This window comes from Pseudomonas sp. Z1-12 (assembly GCF_051132015.1).
GTDB classification, from domain to species: Bacteria; Pseudomonadota; Gammaproteobacteria; order Pseudomonadales; family Pseudomonadaceae; genus Aquipseudomonas; species Aquipseudomonas zanjanensis.
Map to the genome: position 1 here is coordinate 3828220 of NZ_CP071647.1, position 16749 is coordinate 3844968.

15 protein-coding genes are annotated in these 16749 nt (G+C 63.0%); 2 read left to right on the forward strand and 13 right to left on the reverse strand.

Annotation, left to right across the window (positions count from 1 at the left end):
* Positions 1 to 98 precede the first annotated feature (98 nt).
* Complete coding sequence (locus tag J3P85_RS16070; RefSeq protein ID WP_434702380.1) at positions 99 to 953, reverse strand: LysR family transcriptional regulator; 855 nt, start codon at positions 951 to 953, stop codon at positions 99 to 101.
* 74 nt (positions 954 to 1027) lie between these two features.
* Here J3P85_RS16070 and J3P85_RS16075 point away from each other — a divergent pair, with 74 nt between their 5' ends.
* Together J3P85_RS16075 and J3P85_RS16080 are read left to right on the forward strand one after the other, a co-directional pair.
* Positions 1028 to 1972, forward strand: a complete 945-nt coding sequence (locus J3P85_RS16075; protein WP_434702382.1) for a DMT family transporter — start codon at positions 1028 to 1030, stop codon at positions 1970 to 1972.
* A 63-nt stretch (positions 1973 to 2035) separates the two neighbouring features.
* Positions 2036 to 2917 carry an AraC family transcriptional regulator gene (locus J3P85_RS16080; protein ID WP_434702383.1) on the forward strand — a complete coding sequence of 294 codons (882 nt, stop codon included), beginning with the start codon at positions 2036 to 2038 and terminating at the stop codon, positions 2915 to 2917.
* Positions 2918 to 2941: 24 nt separating this feature from the next.
* On the opposite strand, the gene J3P85_RS16085 is transcribed toward J3P85_RS16080, so the two are convergent.
* From J3P85_RS16085 to J3P85_RS16140, 12 genes are all read right to left on the reverse strand, one after another.
* A complete protein-coding gene (locus tag J3P85_RS16085) occupies positions 2942 to 3586 on the reverse strand; it encodes a GNAT family N-acetyltransferase (protein ID WP_434702384.1) in 645 nt (214 codons plus the stop codon).
* 520 nt (positions 3587 to 4106) lie between these two features.
* Positions 4107 to 4499: a hypothetical protein gene (locus tag J3P85_RS16090; protein WP_411387284.1), complete on the reverse strand. Its 393-nt coding sequence runs from the start codon at positions 4497 to 4499 to the stop codon at positions 4107 to 4109.
* A 10-nt stretch (positions 4500 to 4509) separates the two neighbouring features.
* The gene (locus J3P85_RS16095) at positions 4510 to 5742 is read right to left on the reverse strand and encodes an SfnB family sulfur acquisition oxidoreductase (protein ID WP_434702385.1); all 1233 of its coding nucleotides are present in this window, start codon (positions 5740 to 5742) and stop codon (positions 4510 to 4512) included.
* 171 nt (positions 5743 to 5913) lie between these two features.
* Positions 5914 to 6690 carry an ABC transporter ATP-binding protein gene (locus J3P85_RS16100; RefSeq protein WP_434702386.1) on the reverse strand — a complete coding sequence of 259 codons (777 nt, stop codon included), beginning with the start codon at positions 6688 to 6690 and terminating at the stop codon, positions 5914 to 5916.
* A 53-nt stretch (positions 6691 to 6743) separates the two neighbouring features.
* Positions 6744 to 8081 carry an ABC transporter substrate-binding protein gene (locus J3P85_RS16105; RefSeq protein ID WP_434702388.1) on the reverse strand — a complete coding sequence of 446 codons (1338 nt, stop codon included), beginning with the start codon at positions 8079 to 8081 and terminating at the stop codon, positions 6744 to 6746.
* 104 nt (positions 8082 to 8185) lie between these two features.
* Entirely contained in the window at positions 8186 to 9250 is a 1065-nt protein-coding gene (locus J3P85_RS16110) for a branched-chain amino acid ABC transporter permease (RefSeq protein WP_434702389.1), read from the reverse strand.
* Positions 9251 to 9254: 4 nt separating this feature from the next.
* Entirely contained in the window at positions 9255 to 10136 is an 882-nt protein-coding gene (locus J3P85_RS16115) for a branched-chain amino acid ABC transporter permease (RefSeq protein ID WP_434702390.1), read from the reverse strand.
* On the reverse strand, positions 10133 to 10903 hold the full coding sequence (locus J3P85_RS16120) for an ABC transporter ATP-binding protein (protein WP_434702391.1): 771 nt from the start codon (positions 10901 to 10903) through the stop codon (positions 10133 to 10135). The genes J3P85_RS16115 and J3P85_RS16120 overlap by 4 nt, the downstream gene beginning before the upstream one ends.
* A complete protein-coding gene (locus J3P85_RS16125) occupies positions 10900 to 11862 on the reverse strand; it encodes an AMP-binding protein (protein ID WP_434702392.1) in 963 nt (320 codons plus the stop codon). The genes J3P85_RS16120 and J3P85_RS16125 overlap by 4 nt, the downstream gene beginning before the upstream one ends.
* Before the next feature lie 4 nt (positions 11863 to 11866).
* A complete protein-coding gene (locus J3P85_RS16130; protein WP_434702394.1) occupies positions 11867 to 13285 on the reverse strand; it encodes an LLM class flavin-dependent oxidoreductase in 1419 nt (472 codons plus the stop codon).
* 181 nt (positions 13286 to 13466) lie between these two features.
* Complete coding sequence (locus J3P85_RS16135; RefSeq protein WP_434706386.1) at positions 13467 to 14519, reverse strand: M28 family peptidase; 1053 nt, start codon at positions 14517 to 14519, stop codon at positions 13467 to 13469.
* Positions 14520 to 14615: 96 nt separating this feature from the next.
* Entirely contained in the window at positions 14616 to 16616 is a 2001-nt protein-coding gene (locus J3P85_RS16140) for a sigma-54 interaction domain-containing protein (protein WP_434702395.1), read from the reverse strand.
* Between the last annotated feature and the right edge of the window lie 133 nt (positions 16617 to 16749).

Below are 16749 nucleotides of genomic sequence, written 5' to 3' on the forward strand. Positions count from 1 at the left end.
CACAAAAGCCGCGTACGACTTCATTTTTGAGTACGGGCGCAACACCGTGGCGAGGGAGCTTGCTCCCGCTGGACTGCGCAGCAGTCCCCAGACCGGTTCTACAGCCGGAAAGACTGCTGCATGGCACGGGCAAGCAGGTTCACGGCTTCATCATCCTGTGAGGCCTGGCCTCGCATGAACACCACCTCATGCTCCTCGATCACCGGCAGGCCTTCAAGGATCCGCATCGCATCCGTCACCCGCCCACGGTCGATCAGGCTGATCGCCAACCCGGCCTCCACGCAGGCCTTGACGGCCTGGTTGGAGGGGCTTTCCAGGACGATGCGCGTCCTGCGCCCGCTTTGCCTGAGGGTTTCCACCATCGCTTGCCGATAAGGGCATTGCACCGCATGCACCGCCAGTGGCAACGGCTCCAGCGAGGCCGCCGTCCCGTGGACTGGTCCGACCCAGACCGGCGTGGTGGACACCAGCACTTGCGCTTCTGTGCCCGCTTGGCCCTTCGGCTGGGTAACCACCGCTGCCTGGAGCTTGCCACGCTGCACCTGGTCACGTAGCGCGTAACTTGGCGCGGTCTTGAGTTCCAGCACGACGTTGGGCCACGCGGCGGCGAAGGTCGGGAGGATGTCGCGGATAACATGGTCGGCATATTCATCCGGCACCCCCAAGGTGATGCGTCCCGCCAGACGGGTGCCGTGCAGGTCGGCCAGCACCCGGTCATGGGTATTGAGCAGCTCCGTCGTCGCCACGAGCAAACGCTTGCCCAACGCGGTGAGGGATACCGATTGATTGTCCCGGTTGAGCAACCGACCGCCCGCCACCGCTTCCAACCGCTGGATATGCACGCTGACCGCCGCCGGGCTTTTGTGCAGTTGTTCCGCCGCCCCACTGAATTTCCCGATCTGCGCCACCGCATGAAAAGTACGTATCAAATCGATATCGAGTATGGCTGCCATGATTCAATCTTCGTGAATAACTGATGCATTTCATTTTGATTTATTAGATTAGCCGGGTTCCGTAGCCTGTGGTCATGAACCTGAATAAATCGATGAACTGCACGTCCCGGCCCCGGCCCGCCTGGCATTGGCTGATCCCACTGCCCTTGCTCGAAGCGGCTTTGCTGGTGTCGTGGAGCTCCGGCTTTATTGGCGCGCGCTTTTCCATCGATTACGCGCCGGCACTGCTGGTGGTGTTCTGGCGATGCGTCGTGGTCATGCTCGTCCTGCTGCCCTTCGTCGCCGGGCAACTACGCCGAACCTCGCCCGTCGCGCTGTTGAAAAACGCCGGCGTCGGCCTCTTGGCAATGGCGGGCTACCTGGGCGGTATCACCCAAGGCATTGCCCTGGGTGTACCGGCGGGCCTGGCCGCGCTGGTCGCCGACCTGCTGCCACTGGGCCTGGCGCTGCTGGCCGCCGGCGTACTCCGGCAACGGCTGACCTGGCAAGTCTGGGCAGGCCTGCTCATCGGGCTGGTCGGCGTCATGCTGGTGACCCAAGGCGCATTGGCGTGGGGCAACGCACCCTTGTGGGCCTATGGCCTGCCGCTGCTTGGCATGCTCTCGCTCGCCGTCGCGACCCTGTGGCAGAAATACCTGCCCGCCGAACAATCGCTGGGCCTGCTGCCCAACCTGTGGCTGCAGTGTTGCGTGTCGGGCCTGGCCTTCGCCCTGGTAGAGGGCGTCCATGGCAGCCTGGCCCCGCTACCCAGCACCGGCTTTGCACTGAGCGTCTTGTGGACAGCGGGCATTTCGACAATGGGCGGTTACGGGCTCTATTGGCTGTGCCTGCGCCGCACGACCGCCACCCGCGTCGCCAGTGTCCTGTACCTCAGCCCGCCCATTACCATGCTCTGGGCCTGGGCGATGTTCAACGAACCACTTTCCTGGCAGATGGCGGTGGGGATGGCCGTGTCCGGGGTCGGCATCTGGCTGGTCGTGAGTACCGAAGCGCGGCAGGCGGTTTCAAGCTCAAGATAGCAAGATCGGTCGAGCGCATTATGTTGGTTGGCCTCATGCTGGTGTCCTCTACAGGGAAAGACCATGACCGACATACAAAAGCACTACCGATTCCGGATGCAGAAGGTGCTCGATTACATCGACCTGCACCTTGATGACTGCCTGGACCTGGATACGTTGAGCGGCGTTGCGGCTTTTTCGAAATACCATTTTCACCGGCAGTTCATGGCGACGTTCAACCTGCCCTTGCACCGCTATGTCCAACTCGCCCGAATGAAACGCGCCTCCTACAAACTGGCGTTTCGCGAACATGAAACGATCACAGAAATTGCCATGGGTGCCGGTTACGGTGCGCCTGATGCCTTTGCCCGTGCATTTCGACAACGCGTGGGGCAACAACCCTCGAGTTTCCGCAAATCGCCCGACTGGCAGCATTGGGGCATTACTTTCACGCCATTGCACAACGCGAGGAACCGTTTCATGCCCACGACTTATCAGCCCAGCGATGTACAGATTCGTAGCGTTCCCGCGACCCCCGTCGCCATCATGGAACACCGAGGCGATCCCGCGATGATCGGCACGACGATCCAACGCTTCATTGCCTGGCGGCGCAGTGTCGGCCTGGTCCCGCCGAACAGTCCGACGTTCAATGTCTTCCACACCGACCCGCGGGCGACTGCACCGCAAAACTATCGATTGGATCTGTGCGCAGGGACGGACCAACCCATCACGCCAAACGGCGAAGCGATCAAGGCCGGCAGTATCCCTGCCGGGCGTTGTGCCGTGCTGCGGGTCGAAGGTGGCGCCGATAACCTTGAGCCTGCCGCGCTGTACCTGTACAGGGATTGGCTGCCGGCCAGCGGTGAGGAGCCGGGGGATTTCCCGCTCTATTGCCAGCGCATTACGTTCTTTCCGGACGTCGCTGAGAACGAAGCCATTACCGAGCTCTTTCTGCCGCTCAGGTGATCGGATATCCGCTGCTTTGCATGTCTAGCCGATGTATGAGTAAACGGCGAAATCGAACCCGTTGAATGGAAAGCAAGCAACTTCTTTCATACCCATTTTCAAATGCGCACGAAGCGAGGGTCCATTATCCTTGCGAATGAAAAGAACGCCTTCACGCCTCTGCTCGAAATCCCGCAGAACCGCGAACATTCGCTGGGCCAGCCCCTTGCCACGCTCTTCCTCGCCCACGCAAATCGGGCCATAGACATAGGCATCCGGCGTCCCATGATAAGCGGCGAACATCGCTTGTACGATCGGTAGGTCGGCATTCATTCCCCGCGTGGTAGTCATCAGGAAACCGGTGATACGGCCATCTCGACGCGCAACTATCAGAGGCATTTCCTGCATCATCGCTGCCACGCGATCCCTTGGCAGGTTTGCCGAAAGCAAGCCGCCCCGGGCCATCTGGTTCGCTTCTTGAAGTGCCAGGATCCCATCCAGGTCGGCCTCATTGGCTCTGCCGACAACGGTTTCATGATTCGTCATTCGACTATCTCTGCTGGTTATATAGATGACTACTTCTACCGTGCCTGCCAACAGATTAGTACATGACAATAATTTCAGGATCTGTACCTCGACAAACTGCACATCAGGTTTATAGGCAGCGCGGGCAAGGGCAAATGCCGGCATCTATGTGACAGAACCCCCGCTATCGCGAGCAAGCTCGCTCCCACAGTGGATTTTCAGCAGACACAAAACTCATGCACACCGCAAAACCTGTGGGAGCGGGCTTGCCCGCGAAGAGGCCAGCAAGTCCAACATCGATGTGACTGAACCACCGCTATCGCAAGCACGCTTGCTGACACAGCGTTCGCGGCGCCCCGGAGAAAGCGGCCGCTCACTCAAGGCAGTAGATGAACCCGTGGCGAGGGAGCTTGCTCCCGCTGGGGTGCGAAGCGCCCCCCCGGCGCCAGTTGGCCCGAGCAATCTGGCACCCTCGATGGCCGCATCGGGGCTGCTACGCAGCCCAGCGGGAGCAAGCTCCCTCGCCACAATGGCTCGTACCTCAAGGCTCATGACTCATGACTCATGGCTCAAGCCTCAAGCCTCAAGCCTCAAGCCTCAAGCCTCAAGCCTCAAGCCTCAAGCCTCAAGCCTCAAGCCTCAAGCCTCAAGCGAACAGCATTGCCTCCGCTGCCGAACATGACGTTCACCCGGCCAAACCAATACCTTGCCCATCGGCCAACGCAGCGCCGTTGAGGTAATGGTCGCCAAGCAGCCGACGCTGGGTCAGCAGGGCCGGTTCGGGGCTGTCCGGCAAGGGACGCGGCAGGCTGCGACCGGCCAGTTCGAAGTAGGCATGGCCGGCCAGGCGCGCGGCCTCGGCGGCGGCCAGGCGAAAGGCGATGGCGGCCGACTGGGACTCGTCGGCGTATTCCAGCAAGGCATCGGCAGCGTCGATGCGGATACGCAAATCGCCGACTGCGGCAATCACCAGGGCTTCATGCCGAGCGCTCTGGGCACGCAGAAAGTCGAGCAGCGCCGCCTCGACATGACGGGCATGGGCCAAGTCGCTACGGCCTTGGGAATGTAAGTTGGACATGGGCAATACCTCAGTTCCAGGAATGACGTTGCGGCTTGATGCCGTTGAGCAGTTGATTGCCGACCAAGTGATATTTCCAGCGCACCGGATCGTGCAGGGTGTGGGTCCGCGCATTGCGCCAGAACCGATCCAGCCCCTGGCTGGCCGAGACGCTGCGGGTGCCGCCCAACTCCAACAGACGGCTGGAAGCCTCCAGGGCAATCTCGGTGGACAGCACCTTGGCCTGGCCGACGATCACCGAGGCTTCTGCCACTCGCTCCTCGCTGGGTTCGGCGACAGCCCGGTCGACCGCGTGCGCCGCGCGCCGCAGAATCGCCTCGGCCGCTTGCAGGCGCCAGGCCAACTCACCGATCAGCGCCTGGCCAAGCGGGTCCTGCCAACCGTGTTGCAACCCGCTGTCCACCCATGGACGCGCCTGGCGCGCGACGCGCAGGGTTTCGGCGAAGGCGCCACGGGCAATGCCGGTGTCCACCGCAGCCTGGATGATTTGCGAAATCGGGCCGTCGGAGGTGGGTTGCTCATAGGCTTTCCAGGCCGGCACCACGTCGCTCGCCGGCACCCGCACGCCGTCGATGCGCACCTGGCCACTGGCGGTAATGCGCTGGCCGAAACCGTCCCAACTGTCGATCACCGTCAGGCCCGCCGCATCCCGTGGGACCAGGGCGATATGGACGTGCCCTTCCTCATCCACGCCGGCCACCGGCACGATGTGGGCGAACAACGCACCGGTGCAGTAGGCCTTCTCGCCGTCGAGTACCGCCGTGTCGCCGTCGAAGCGGATCTGCGTCTGGAACGTGGTGACGTACTGGCTGCGCGCTTCGGAAAAGGCATTGCCGAAACGATAGCCCTGCAACACCTTGGCGTAGTAACGGCGCTTCTGCTCCTCGCTGCCGGTCAGGCGGAGGTTGCTGAGCACGCCGAAATGGTTCTGCGGCAGTTGGCCGAGAGAGGGATCGGCCGCGGAAATGATCGCGATCACTTCGCTGAGGGTGGCATAGGACACCTCGGCACCACCGTATGCCTTTGGCACGCGGATCGCCCACAACCCGCTGGCGGAAAAGCGCTCCAGTTCCTCCCAGGGCAGCCGCCGCTCGCGGTCGCGCAAGGCCGCCTCCCGGGCGAAATCCTCGGCCAGGCGATGCGCCACTTCAATGGCCTCGGCGTCGCTGCGGATGATGTGGGCCGGACTGCGCGGCGCCGGATGGGCCTGCCCAGGCAGATCGAAAGACGGTGACTCGGTCATGTGCTACTCCATGCATAACGGGTTTATCCAGCGCTAAAGCACAGCCCGTACCAACCTCAAAAACTATTTAAATTCAATGAGTTGATAAATAACCCGGATACACCTGAAAGCCCCGAGAACGACAAACTGTCGAGGGACTGTTGCCCCGCGAACAGTTGCGCCGCATCGTCCTCAGCGAGCCTTGCCACCCAGATAGAAGTGCTGGAGGTCTTCCCGCGCCGCCAGCTCCGTAGCATCGCCCTCGCCCACCACCCGGCCGTTCTCCAGGATGTAGGCGTAGTTGGCATGGCGCAGGGCGACATTGATGTTCTGCTCGGCCACCAGAAAGCTCATGCCCTCTTGGGCATTGAGCTGCGCGACGATGGCGAAAATCTCTTCGACGAGGATCGGCGCCAACCCCATCGAGGGCTCGTCGAGCAGCACCAGTCGAGGCTGGGCCATCAGTGCGCGGCCGATGGCAAGCATCTGCTGCTCGCCGCCCGAGGTCAGCCCGGCCTGGGTCTTGCGTTTGGTCTTCAGCCGAGGGAACCAGGCGTAGATGCGCTCCAGATCCTGTTCCAATTCACGGCGTGTCGGCTTGCGCAGGAAACCGCCGCTGCGCAAGTTATCCTCGACCGTCAAATGGGCGAACACATGTCGCCCTTCCAGAACATGGACGATACCCTGGCGCGCCAGCAGATTGGCCGCAACGCCGGCGGTGTCCTGTCCATGAAAGACAATTCGTCCACGGCTGACCTGCGCCCGATCAGCCTGGACCAACCCGGAAATGGCCTTGAGCGTGGTGCTCTTGCCCGCCCCGTTGGCGCCGAGCAGGGCGACGATATCGCCTTGGCCGACCCGCAGGGAAACCCCGGCTACGGCGAGGATCGCGCCGTCGTAGATTACTTCGATGTCTTGCACCGCCAGCAACTCGCTGTTTTCGGTGCCGGCAAGGGCCGCAAAGGTCATGGTTTCTTCCCCCTCGGGCGCAGTCGCGCCCGGTTGTGTGTCGCTGTAGATGGCTACTGCGCCGCGCAATCGCGGGCGGTCACGCCTTTCTCTTTTGCGTACTCGGCGGCCTTGGCATCGATCAATGGGCGCAACGTGGCGCGGTCGGCCTGGACCCAATCGGTGATCAGGTTCCACTGCTGGCCGTCCCATTGCTGTACCTTGGCCGCCCCACCGCCTTCGTGGTCGCTGCAGGACAGGCGTAGCGGCTGCATCAATCCAAGAAAACCGATTTCCTTGAGGCGCGCATCGTTGAGGTCGAGGTGCTCCAGGCCCCAGCGACCCTCCTCACCGTTGAGCGGACGATTGCCGAAATGCTGCTGCGCGGTGCGGATCGCTTCGACGGCGATGGCGGCATTCACCAGGCCGGAGTTGTAGTAGACGCTGCCAAAACTCTTCGGATCCTTGAGGTCGCTCTTACCGGTGTCGAGGATGTGCTGCCGAATGCGCTGGTGGATCTCGAAGTCGGCGCCGCCCGGATAGGGGGTCAACGCCAGGTACCCCTTGCCCGCCTCGCCGGCCGGCAACACGTCTTCGTTGGAACTGGCCCAGATGTCGCCGACGATGCGCTCCACCGGATAGCCAAAACGCGCCGCGGTCTTGATCGCCACCGGCGTGGACACGCCCCAGGTCCGCAGGAACACCCAGTCCGGCTTGAGTTGCCGCACCTGGCGCCACTGCCCGGCCTGTTCGTTACCCGGGTCGGCCACCGCGATCTGGATGTTCTCGAAGCCGTACTTCTGCGCCAGCAACGCCAGCGGCCCCTGGGTCTCCCGGCCATAGGCGGAGTCGTGGTAGACGGTGGCGATTTTCTTGCCCTTGAGCTTGTCCAGCCCGCCCTCGCGCTCGGCCACGTAGTTGATGAACGCCGAGGCCTCGCTGTAGAAGGTCAGCATGGCCGGGAAGTTGTAGGGAAACACCCGGCCATCGGTGGCTTCGGTACGGCCATAACCCAGGGTGATCAAGGGGATCTTGTCGGCTTCGGCCTTGTCCGCGAGGGCATAGGCGGCCGGCGCGCCGTTGGGTTGATAGACCGCCACCGGCGCGCCATCGAGGCCATTCTTGAAGCGCTCGTAGCATTCGATGCCCTTCTCCGCCGTCCATTCGGTCTCGCATTCCTGCCAGACCAGCTTGACGCCATTGATCCCACCTTCCACGTCATTGATGTAGCGCAGGTAGTCGATCATTCCGGCCCACACCGGAATACCGCTGGAGGCATAGGCGCCGACCCGATAGGTAGCCAAGGGGAAGAACTGCTCGTTGGTCGCCGCTTGGGCAGCCGGTGCCAGCGCCGCACAGGCGCCAAGCGTCAGTCCGATGGCGGCGAGACGACGTTTGAGGGTTGCATGCATGATGGTTTTCTCGGTTTGAATGCCTGGCCGCGTCATGACGGCCGGGGGTTGGAAACCTCCTTTCCCTGGGTCGGGTCAAGGTTCGTTGGGGGGTGGGTCGGGGCTCAGAACCGCAGCGGCCAGACCCTGATGCGTTCGCGCAGGTCGCCGAGCAGGCGTGCCAGCCCTTCCGGCTCCTTGATCAGGAACCAGATGATCAAGCCACCGAAGAGCACCTTCTGCAGGTTCTGCAGTTGCCCGGCGTCGACGTTGCCGTTGAACAGCCATTGCCCGGCGTGGCTGAGCAGGATCGGCACAAGGCTGATGAAAGCCGCACCGATGAAACTGCCGGCGATGCTGCCCATGCCGCCGATAATGATGATGAATAAAATCTGGAACGAGCGATTGATATCGAAGCTCCCGGCGCTGGCCGTCCCCAGGTACGCAAACGCCCAGAGCGCGCCGGCGATGCCCAGGTAAAACGAACTCACTGCGAAGGCCATGCGCTTGTCGCGCTCGACGGCAATCCCAATCACCGCCGCCGCGGTGTCCATGTCGCGGATCGCCATCCAGTTGCGGCCGACCTGGCTGCGCACCAGGTTGACCGCCACCCAGGTCAACAACACCACGCAACTGAGGGTCAGCAGGTAGCGACCGACCGGGGTGCCCAAGTGATGGCCGAACAGCTCCAGGCGTGGCGCGCTGATGGTGCCGGACGAGGCGTAGTTGTAGAACCAGGGGAACTTGGCGAACACCCACTCCAGGAAGAACTGCGCGGCCAGCGTGGTGACCATCAGGTAGAAACCCTTGATCCGCGAACTGGGGATGCCGAACAGCAGCCCGACCAACCCGGCGATCACCCCACCGCCGAGCAGCGCCAGTGGCAACGGCAGGCCCGGCACGCGCAGCAACAGGCCGTAGGTGGCGAACGCGCCCACCGCCATGAAGCCGGCGGCGCCGACCGATGTCTGGCCGGTGTAGCCGGTCAGCAGGTTCAGCCCCAGGCCGGCCAGCGACAACACCAGGAAAGGAATCAGGATCGCGTTGAGCCAATAGTCGTTGCCCAGCCACGGCAGCCCGACAAAAGCCACCAGCAACAACAGCAGCAGCCCCGGTCGCCAGCGGCGGCGCACCAGGGTCAGGGGCGCTTCGTCGAAGCTGGCCGTCAGGCGCGGAACAGTAGCAGTCATGGCGTCATACCCGTTCAATGATCCGGTCGCCGAACAGGCCGGACGGACGGATGTAGAGGAAGATCAAGGCAAGGAAATAGGCGAACCAGGGCGTGATGCCGCCACCGATCAGCGGGCCGATGTATGCCTCGGCGAGGTTCTCGGCGGCACCGACGATCAGGCCGCCGACGATGGCCCCGCCAATCGAGGTGAAACCTCCGATGATCAGCACCGGCAGTGCCTTGAGCACCACCAGCGAGAGCGAGAACTGCACGCCCTGGCGCGCGCCCCAGAGCAGCCCGGCGACCAGCCCGACCACCCCGGCCACGGCCCAGACGATCTGCCAGATGCGGTTGAGGTTGATGCCCAGCGACAGCGCCGCCCGGGTATCGTCGGCCACGGCGCGCAGGGCCACACCGATGCGGGTCTTGTTGAACAGCAAGGCCAGCACCGCCACCGTCAGCGCCGACACCCCGGCGGCGATCAGGTCGAACTGGCTGACCATGATCTCGCCGACGAACAGCGGAACATCCTCGATGCCCAGGTCCAGCGCCCGCACCTGGGCGCCCATCAGCCCCTGGGCCAGGCCCTCGATGATGAACGACAGGCCGAGGGTGGCCATGAACAGAGTAATCTGCGAGCGGTTGACCAATGGCCGCAACACCAGGCGCTCGATCAGCAGTGCGCCAACGATCATCACCAACACTGTCAGGAGTAGCGCCAGGGCAAAGGACAGGCCCTGCTCGCGCAAGCTGACGAAGGTCAGCGCGGCGAACAACAGCATGGCGCCCTGGGCAAAATTGAACACGCCGCTGGCCTTGTAGATCAGCACAAAACCGATGGCCACCAGCGAGTACAAGGTGCCGGCCAGCAACCCGCCGACCAGGGTTTCCAAAAAGAAATTCATGGGCGAGGCGTCCCCAGGTAGGCGGCGATCACATCGGGATTGGCCTGGACCTCGGCCGGCGAGCCGTCGCCGACCTTGCGGCCGTAGTCCAGCACCACCACATGGCTGGACAAGCCCATGACCACTTGGATGTCGTGCTCGATGAGAATCACCGTGGTGCCAAGATCACGATTGATATCGGCGATGAAGCGGCTCATGTCCTGCTTCTCCTCGGCGTTCATGCCGGCCATCGGCTCGTCGAGCAACAGCAGGGTCGGCTGCGCGATCAATGCCCGGCCCAACTCCACGCGTTTCTGCAGGCCGTAGGCCAGGCTGCCCACGGCGACGTCGCGCCAGGCCTGTAGCTCAAGGAACTCCAGCACCTGTTCGGCACGCTCGGCGAACGCCCGCGCTTCGCGCCGGGCACGTGGCAAACCCAGGGCCTGTTCGAAAAAAAACGTCCGCTGGAAACGCGACAGGCCAGTGAGCAGGTTGTCCACCACACTCATTTTCTTGAACAGCGCATTGTTCTGGAACGTCCGGCCAATACCGAGCCGGGCCGCCTTCAAGGGATGCGGGCGGCGCAACGGTTCGGCGGCGAAGAACAACTGTCCGGCGTCGGCCCGGTAGACCCCGTTGAGGATGTTCAGCAGCGAACTCTTGCCCGCGCCGTTCGGCCCGATCAGTGCGCAGATCTCGCCAAGCTTGACGCTGAACGAAAGATTGGAAATCGCTTTCACACCCCGGAACGACAGCGACACGTTACGCACCTCCAGCAGCGCACTCATGCCGCTCGCTCCAGGTATTGCTGCAACCGCGCAGAACCTTGCCGCACGGGGTCCGCGTGTGCGCTCGGCACCTCGATCCGGCGCAGCCGCTGGAAGCCGAGCAGGTGCCGGACCCGCGCCTTGAGCCAGCGGCGCAGGCCACGTCGCGGATCATCCAGGGTCCATTCGCACAGGCGTCGTCGCCAACTGCCTGCCAGCGGCAGGCGCGCTTCGATTTCCGCCGCCAGCGATTCGACTCGCGTAGCGGACAACAGCAAGGCGGTTGGGGCGATCTCGCGGCGATCGCGGCTGGCTGACTCGCGGGTTTCCGGAAACGCCAAGCCTTCGCCGCCCTCCAGCCAGCGGCTGAACACGTGGGCCAGGCCATCGCGCCATTCGGTGCCTTCATCGACCCACACCACCGGGTCCCCGGCGACCTGGGCCCAGCCCTGGCGCTGAGCTGTGGGAGCCTCGGTGACAAACAGCACCGACAGCGACCGCACCTGCCACAGGCCGCGACTCGTCGCGTTGGCCTGGGCCGAATACAGCTGCAGTGGCCATGCCTCGTCCAAGCCGCACTGCAACCAGTGCGACACGTTTTCGCGGCGCTGGACAAAGGCGAACGCTGGACGGGCCAGGCGCAACTGACGCTGTAGATCCTCACCACGGCTGTCGCGGTCGATCACCACGTTGTGCCCACCCAATTGGCGCGCGGCCAACGCCAGGATCAGCAGGCTGGGCTCGAACGCACCGCTCAGCGCCAGTCGCGCGCCCGGCGCAAAGCCCTGCTGGCGCAAGCCATCGCAGACACGCTCGACCTCGCGCTGCACATCGATCCAACGCCAGGCCTTCCAGATGCCGAGGCGCCGATGGCGCAGGGCGATCTGCGTCGGTCGTTCTCTGGCCCAGCGGTGCAAGGCTGCCAGGGCGCTGTCGGTCACGCTGTCGGGCGGCGACGAATTGAGCTCGTAGACACTCATCGGCTTACTCCTCGCCAACCAAGGCCGGCTCAGGGAGGCGGGAGCGCCGGGCCAGGCGATTCAAGTCCCTAAAGCCTGCGCCCGGGTGGTTGGCGGGCAGCCGCGGGCCATCGCCGAACAGCTTGTCCCGCAGGGTGCCGGGACGATATTGGGTCTTGTACGCACCGCGCTGTTGCAACTCGGGCACCAGCAGCTCAACCACATCGCGGAAGGTTTCATGGGCCAGGGCGTAGGCCAGGTTGAAGCCGTCCACATCGGTGTCCTCAACCCACGCCTGCAGCTCGTCGGCCACGGTTTGCGCACTGCCAACAATCAACGGGCCGAAGCCGCCGATGCCGACCCAATCGGCCAACTCCTGGACGGTCCACTGCTTGTCCGGATCGGCGGTGGAGAACGTTTCCACGGCCGATTGGATAGCGTTGGTATGGATGTGCTTGAGCACCTGGTCGGGCCGGTACTGACCGAAGTCGATGCCGGTCCAGCCGGAGATCAGCGCCAGCGCGCCCTCGTAGCTGCTGTAGGATTTCAGCTCGCGCCATTTGGCCTGCGCCTTGGTGTCGGTCTCGTCGACGATCACCGTCTGCAGGTTGAAAATCAGCACCTTGCGCGGATCGCGCCCGGCCTCGGCAGCGCGCTGGCGTATATCGGCCACGGTCTTCTTCAGGATCACCTTGGACGGTGCCGCAACGAACACACATTCGGCATGCCCGGCGGCGAAGTCCTTGCCACGACTCGACGCCCCCGCCTGATAGAGCACCGGCGTGCGCTGCGGCGACGGTTCGCAGAGGTGGATGCCCGGCACCTGGAAGTGCTTGCCCTGGTGACGGATCTCGTGGACCTTGCTCGGGTCGCTGAAAACGCCGCGCTCACGGTCGCGTAGCACGGCACCCTCCTCCCAACTGCCTTCGAACAACTTGTAGAGCACCTCCAGGTATTCGTCGGCGTAGTCATAGCGCGCATCGTGATCGCTGAGCGCCGCCTGCCCGAGGTTCCGCGCCCCGCTGTCGAGATAAGAGGTGACGATGTTCCAACCGATGCGCCCCTTGGTCAGGTGATCCAGCGTGGTCAGGCGGCGGGCGAAGGGGTAAGGGTGCTCGAAGGTCAGCGAGGCCGTGAGGCCGAAGCCCAAGTGTTCGGTCACCAGGGCCATCGGCGTGATCAATGCCAGCGGATCGTTGACCGGCACCTGGGTCGCTTGGCGGATGGCAGCATCGCCATTGCCACCGAGCACATCGTAGATGCCGATCACATCGGCAATGAAAATACCGTCGAACTTGCCACGCTCCAGCAGCTTGGCCAGGTCGGTCCAATAATCCAGGTCCTTGTACTGCCAGGCGCGGTCCTTGGGATGCCTCCAGAGACCGGGCGACTGGTGACCGACACAGTTCATCTCGAAAGCATTGAAACGAATTTCACGTGGCATGGGGACTCCTGCTCGATAGGCTCGGCACCCTTTCCCGGTGCCTCTCACTGCTCTATCAACACGATTCGTGCCAAGTGATAATTCGTTTATTTACAGCCCTTTAGATGTGCATACGATCAACGGAGGTGCCTGTAAGGCGACACCCTTGTTGATCAACTGTCCGCTGGCAGACAGCGGGTATTCACCCCGAAGGATGAAGCAGGTACTCAGTGAGTGTCGCCGCACACGCAACGATGCCTTCATGGAGCACCATTTCAAAGCCATGGGTATTTTCCGTTGGAATGGCGATGCACCCCGCTCGCGCGGCCACTCCCGCACTCATGATCGCACTCGCATCGGAGGCGAAATCGACCAGGAGCGCAACTTGTGGGTGATAGCCCGAGCGCTGTGCAGCCTTGACCAGGGCATCCACGACAGAGCGGGTGTAATAACCCTTTTGGTCCCCGGTGTTGATAATCGGGTCTGCCGATAACACCGTTCCGTACTCCTCCAGTACCGGGCCCACCTCGACCGCGATGGTGGTGTCGCCCGGCACGCGGGCCGCGGCGTAGAGCGCACCGGCGTTGGACTCTTCCTCAAGCGTCGTGCAGACAAACCAGACGTCTTGCTTGAGCGCGTGCCTTTTGTTTTTCAGCTGCTGCGCGGTGGTGATCACGGCCGCCAGGGGCGCCCGGTCATCGAGGAAGTGGGCGGCGACCGTGTCTTTCACCTGGAACGGCTGGCGCCAGTGCCGGCTGAGCACCACGCGCACGCCGGGGCGGATACCGGCGGCGGTCAGCTCCTCCTGGGAACAGCGGGTGATGACATGGACGTCGCTCCACTGCACCGCCCCTGACAGCACATCCCGCCCTTGGGCGGAACCACCGGTGTTATGCATGGAACCATAAGACAGTACGCCGGGCAGGCATTGGTTATCGCCGAGTATGTCGACCGGACAAACGCCAAAACAGATGGGCTGGGCACCGCCCAGCGCCACGACTTCCAAGTTACCGTCGGGCCTTGTTTTCTTCACGATCATGGCAATTTCATCGAGGTGAGCCATGACCTTGATGGGCTGTGCTTGCGAAGACTCATCCGACGCCTTGATCAGTCCCCGGATGTTGCCGGCCTCGTCGACAACGACCTCATCGCAGTGCTTGCCCAGCTCCCTGAGACATATTTCCCGGACTTCATCTTCCTGCCCGCCGGGGCCGCGGGCCAGAAGCAATTCTTCGAGCAAAGGCTGGATACTCATTGGAGGCATTAGCTGGTTCCTGTCACGACCCTTGAACAGCGTAGACCCCACCTGTTTCCCGTCCGTTCAAATCGGTATTCGCTCGGTCATGACAAGTCAATCCAGCCCCGAACGGAACGTTTCGATCTTGAGTCCGAATCGATTCATCTTGTTGTACAAGCCACCGCGCGACACGTTCAACCGTTGGGCAGCCAGGCGGATGTTTCCGCGCGTCTCCTTGAGGGCGGCAATGATCGCGTTCATTTCATGGGTGCCCAGATCCGGCGCCGTCCGCGGTTCTGGCACATTTGCCCAGATCGAGGGCCGCCCGCGCTGCCTGATTTCCAACGCAAGGTCACTCGGCTGGATCAGTTCGGTCATTGCCAGGTTCGTCGCCCGTTCAATGACGTTTTCCAGCTCACGGACATTGCCCGGCCAGTGATAGGCGCCCAGCAAATCCAGCGCCGCTGGCGAAACGTCCTGCATCGTCTTGCGCAGCGACCGGGCACAACGGGCGAGAAAATGCCGCGCCAGCAACGGCACATCCTCGCGACGCATCCGCAATGGCGGCACCGTCAGGTTCAGCACGTTGAGCCGATAGTAAAGGTCCTCGCGAAAAGCCCCCTCGGCCACCGCCTGACTCAGGTTGCGGTGGGTGGCAGCGATGATGCGCACGTTGACCCGCAGCGATTTTTTCGCACCCACCCGTGTCACCTCACCCTCCTGCAAGACACGCAGCAGGCTGACCTGCGCATCGAAGGACATGTCACCGATTTCGTCGAGGAAGATCGTCCCGCCATCGGCCAGTTCAAACTTGCCGGCCGACCCACCGCGAGCCGACCCGGTGAAAGCGCCTTCGACATGACCGAACAGCTCGCTCTGCACCAGGTCTCGCGGAATCGCGCCGCAATTGACCGCCACGAAAGGCCCGCCACGACGATCGCTGGCGTTATGGATGGCCTGGGCGAACAGCTCCTTGCCCGTGCCGCTCTCGCCGAGGATCAGCGTGGTCGAATCACTGCGACTGGCAATCCGCGCCAAGTGCATTGCATCCTGAATCGCCTGCGAGCGGCCCAGGATGGTTTCAAAGGTATAGCTGGCCTGGGTGCCGATGATCCGCCGGGTGATTTCCCGGATGCGTCGGTTCTCGCGCAACGAAACGATCCGCCCGCCTTGCGCCAGCGGGCAGACCGACACCAGGCAAGCCAGATGGCTGCGATCGTGCAGTTCAAAGGTGCAGTCCAAGTCACGCACCCCGTCACCGCCCCCGAGCAGGACCGCATCGGTCAATTCGCTCTGCCCCAGGCTCTGGAACGGATTGCCGAGCAGGTCATGGCCGACGCGAAACAACTGCCGGGCGTAATGGTTGAGGGCCTTGATGCAGCCACGCTCATCCAATACCACCAAGCCCTCGTTGAGCACCTCAAGCACGGTCTGTTGTTCTTCCAGCAAGGCCTGCAGGGTCATCTGCCTGGAGACAGCCTCGGCCGCGGCCTGGACGGTGCCCAGCGTATGGAAATGAAACCAGCCTGGCTCGGCCGTCAAGGTCAACATGCCCAGGGTCCGGCCCTGGGCATCGCGAATGGGCGCGGCGGCGCAATGCATGCGGCGCTGGCGCAGGCCAAGGCCGAAATTCTCCTCGGCCAGCACATACACCAAGCGATCTTCGACGATTGCCAGCCCAGTGCAATTGGTGCCCTGCACCGACTCCAGCAGTCGACTGCCAATGGGGGTGAGGTCCAGGCCGCAGAAGTACAACGTGGTGCCTTCGGCATCGGTCAGGTTGATATGGCCCCTGGGGTTATAGGCGAGCAAACCGCGCATGACTTGCGCCGCCGCAGCGATCAGCCCTCGGTTGGCAGCCAGTGTCGCGGTCAGGTCGGCGGGCGCGACAAAACGGTACGCGCCGTCTTCCGGATCGAGGCCGGCACTGACGCTGCGCAACCAGGATTCCCAAATCATCCGGCGGATCCCGACTGGGCGCTCGGCCTGCCCTTGCCAGCACGCTCGCCAGGCCTCCTCCAGCGCCGTGCCCGGCCCGTCGTTCAACGACGCTGGGCCAAGCGTGGTGAGGTAATCGCGGTCTTCGTCGCTCAATGCTAGGGGTTGCTGATCCATGGTTCGGCCACATGTTCATATTTTCGACATGTCAGTATAGACATGTCATCGACATGAACATTGATTCAAATAAAAACCATTGAATATCAATGTGTTAACTATTGGCACAGCACTTGCTCCCTGCATGAACAGA

Excerpts from the sequence above, each read along its gene's own strand:
- J3P85_RS16120 (WP_434702391.1), bottom strand. The coding sequence starts at position 10,903 with ATGAGTGCGCTGCTGGAGGTGCGTAACGTGTCGCTGTCGTTCCGGGGT.
- J3P85_RS16125 (WP_434702392.1), bottom strand. The coding sequence starts at position 11,862 with ATGAGTGTCTACGAGCTCAATTCGTCGCCGCCCGACAGCGTGACCGAC.
- J3P85_RS16100 (WP_434702386.1), bottom strand. The coding sequence starts at position 6,690 with ATGACCTTTGCGGCCCTTGCCGGCACCGAAAACAGCGAGTTGCTGGCG.
- J3P85_RS16090 (WP_411387284.1), bottom strand. The coding sequence starts at position 4,499 with ATGTCCAACTTACATTCCCAAGGCCGTAGCGACTTGGCCCATGCCCGT.
- J3P85_RS16075 (WP_434702382.1), top strand. The coding sequence starts at position 1,028 with ATGAACCTGAATAAATCGATGAACTGCACGTCCCGGCCCCGGCCCGCC.
- J3P85_RS16080 (WP_434702383.1), top strand. The coding sequence starts at position 2,036 with ATGACCGACATACAAAAGCACTACCGATTCCGGATGCAGAAGGTGCTC.
- J3P85_RS16135 (WP_434706386.1), bottom strand. The coding sequence starts at position 14,519 with ATGAGTATCCAGCCTTTGCTCGAAGAATTGCTTCTGGCCCGCGGCCCC.
- J3P85_RS16095 (WP_434702385.1), bottom strand. The coding sequence starts at position 5,742 with ATGACCGAGTCACCGTCTTTCGATCTGCCTGGGCAGGCCCATCCGGCG.
- J3P85_RS16130 (WP_434702394.1), bottom strand. The coding sequence starts at position 13,285 with ATGCCACGTGAAATTCGTTTCAATGCTTTCGAGATGAACTGTGTCGGT.
- J3P85_RS16110 (WP_434702389.1), bottom strand. The coding sequence starts at position 9,250 with ATGACTGCTACTGTTCCGCGCCTGACGGCCAGCTTCGACGAAGCGCCC.
- J3P85_RS16115 (WP_434702390.1), bottom strand. The coding sequence starts at position 10,136 with ATGAATTTCTTTTTGGAAACCCTGGTCGGCGGGTTGCTGGCCGGCACC.
- J3P85_RS16105 (WP_434702388.1), bottom strand. The coding sequence starts at position 8,081 with ATGCATGCAACCCTCAAACGTCGTCTCGCCGCCATCGGACTGACGCTT.
- J3P85_RS16140 (WP_434702395.1), bottom strand. The coding sequence starts at position 16,616 with ATGGATCAGCAACCCCTAGCATTGAGCGACGAAGACCGCGATTACCTC.
- J3P85_RS16085 (WP_434702384.1), bottom strand. The coding sequence starts at position 3,586 with ATGCCGGCATTTGCCCTTGCCCGCGCTGCCTATAAACCTGATGTGCAG.
- J3P85_RS16070 (WP_434702380.1), bottom strand. The coding sequence starts at position 953 with ATGGCAGCCATACTCGATATCGATTTGATACGTACTTTTCATGCGGTG.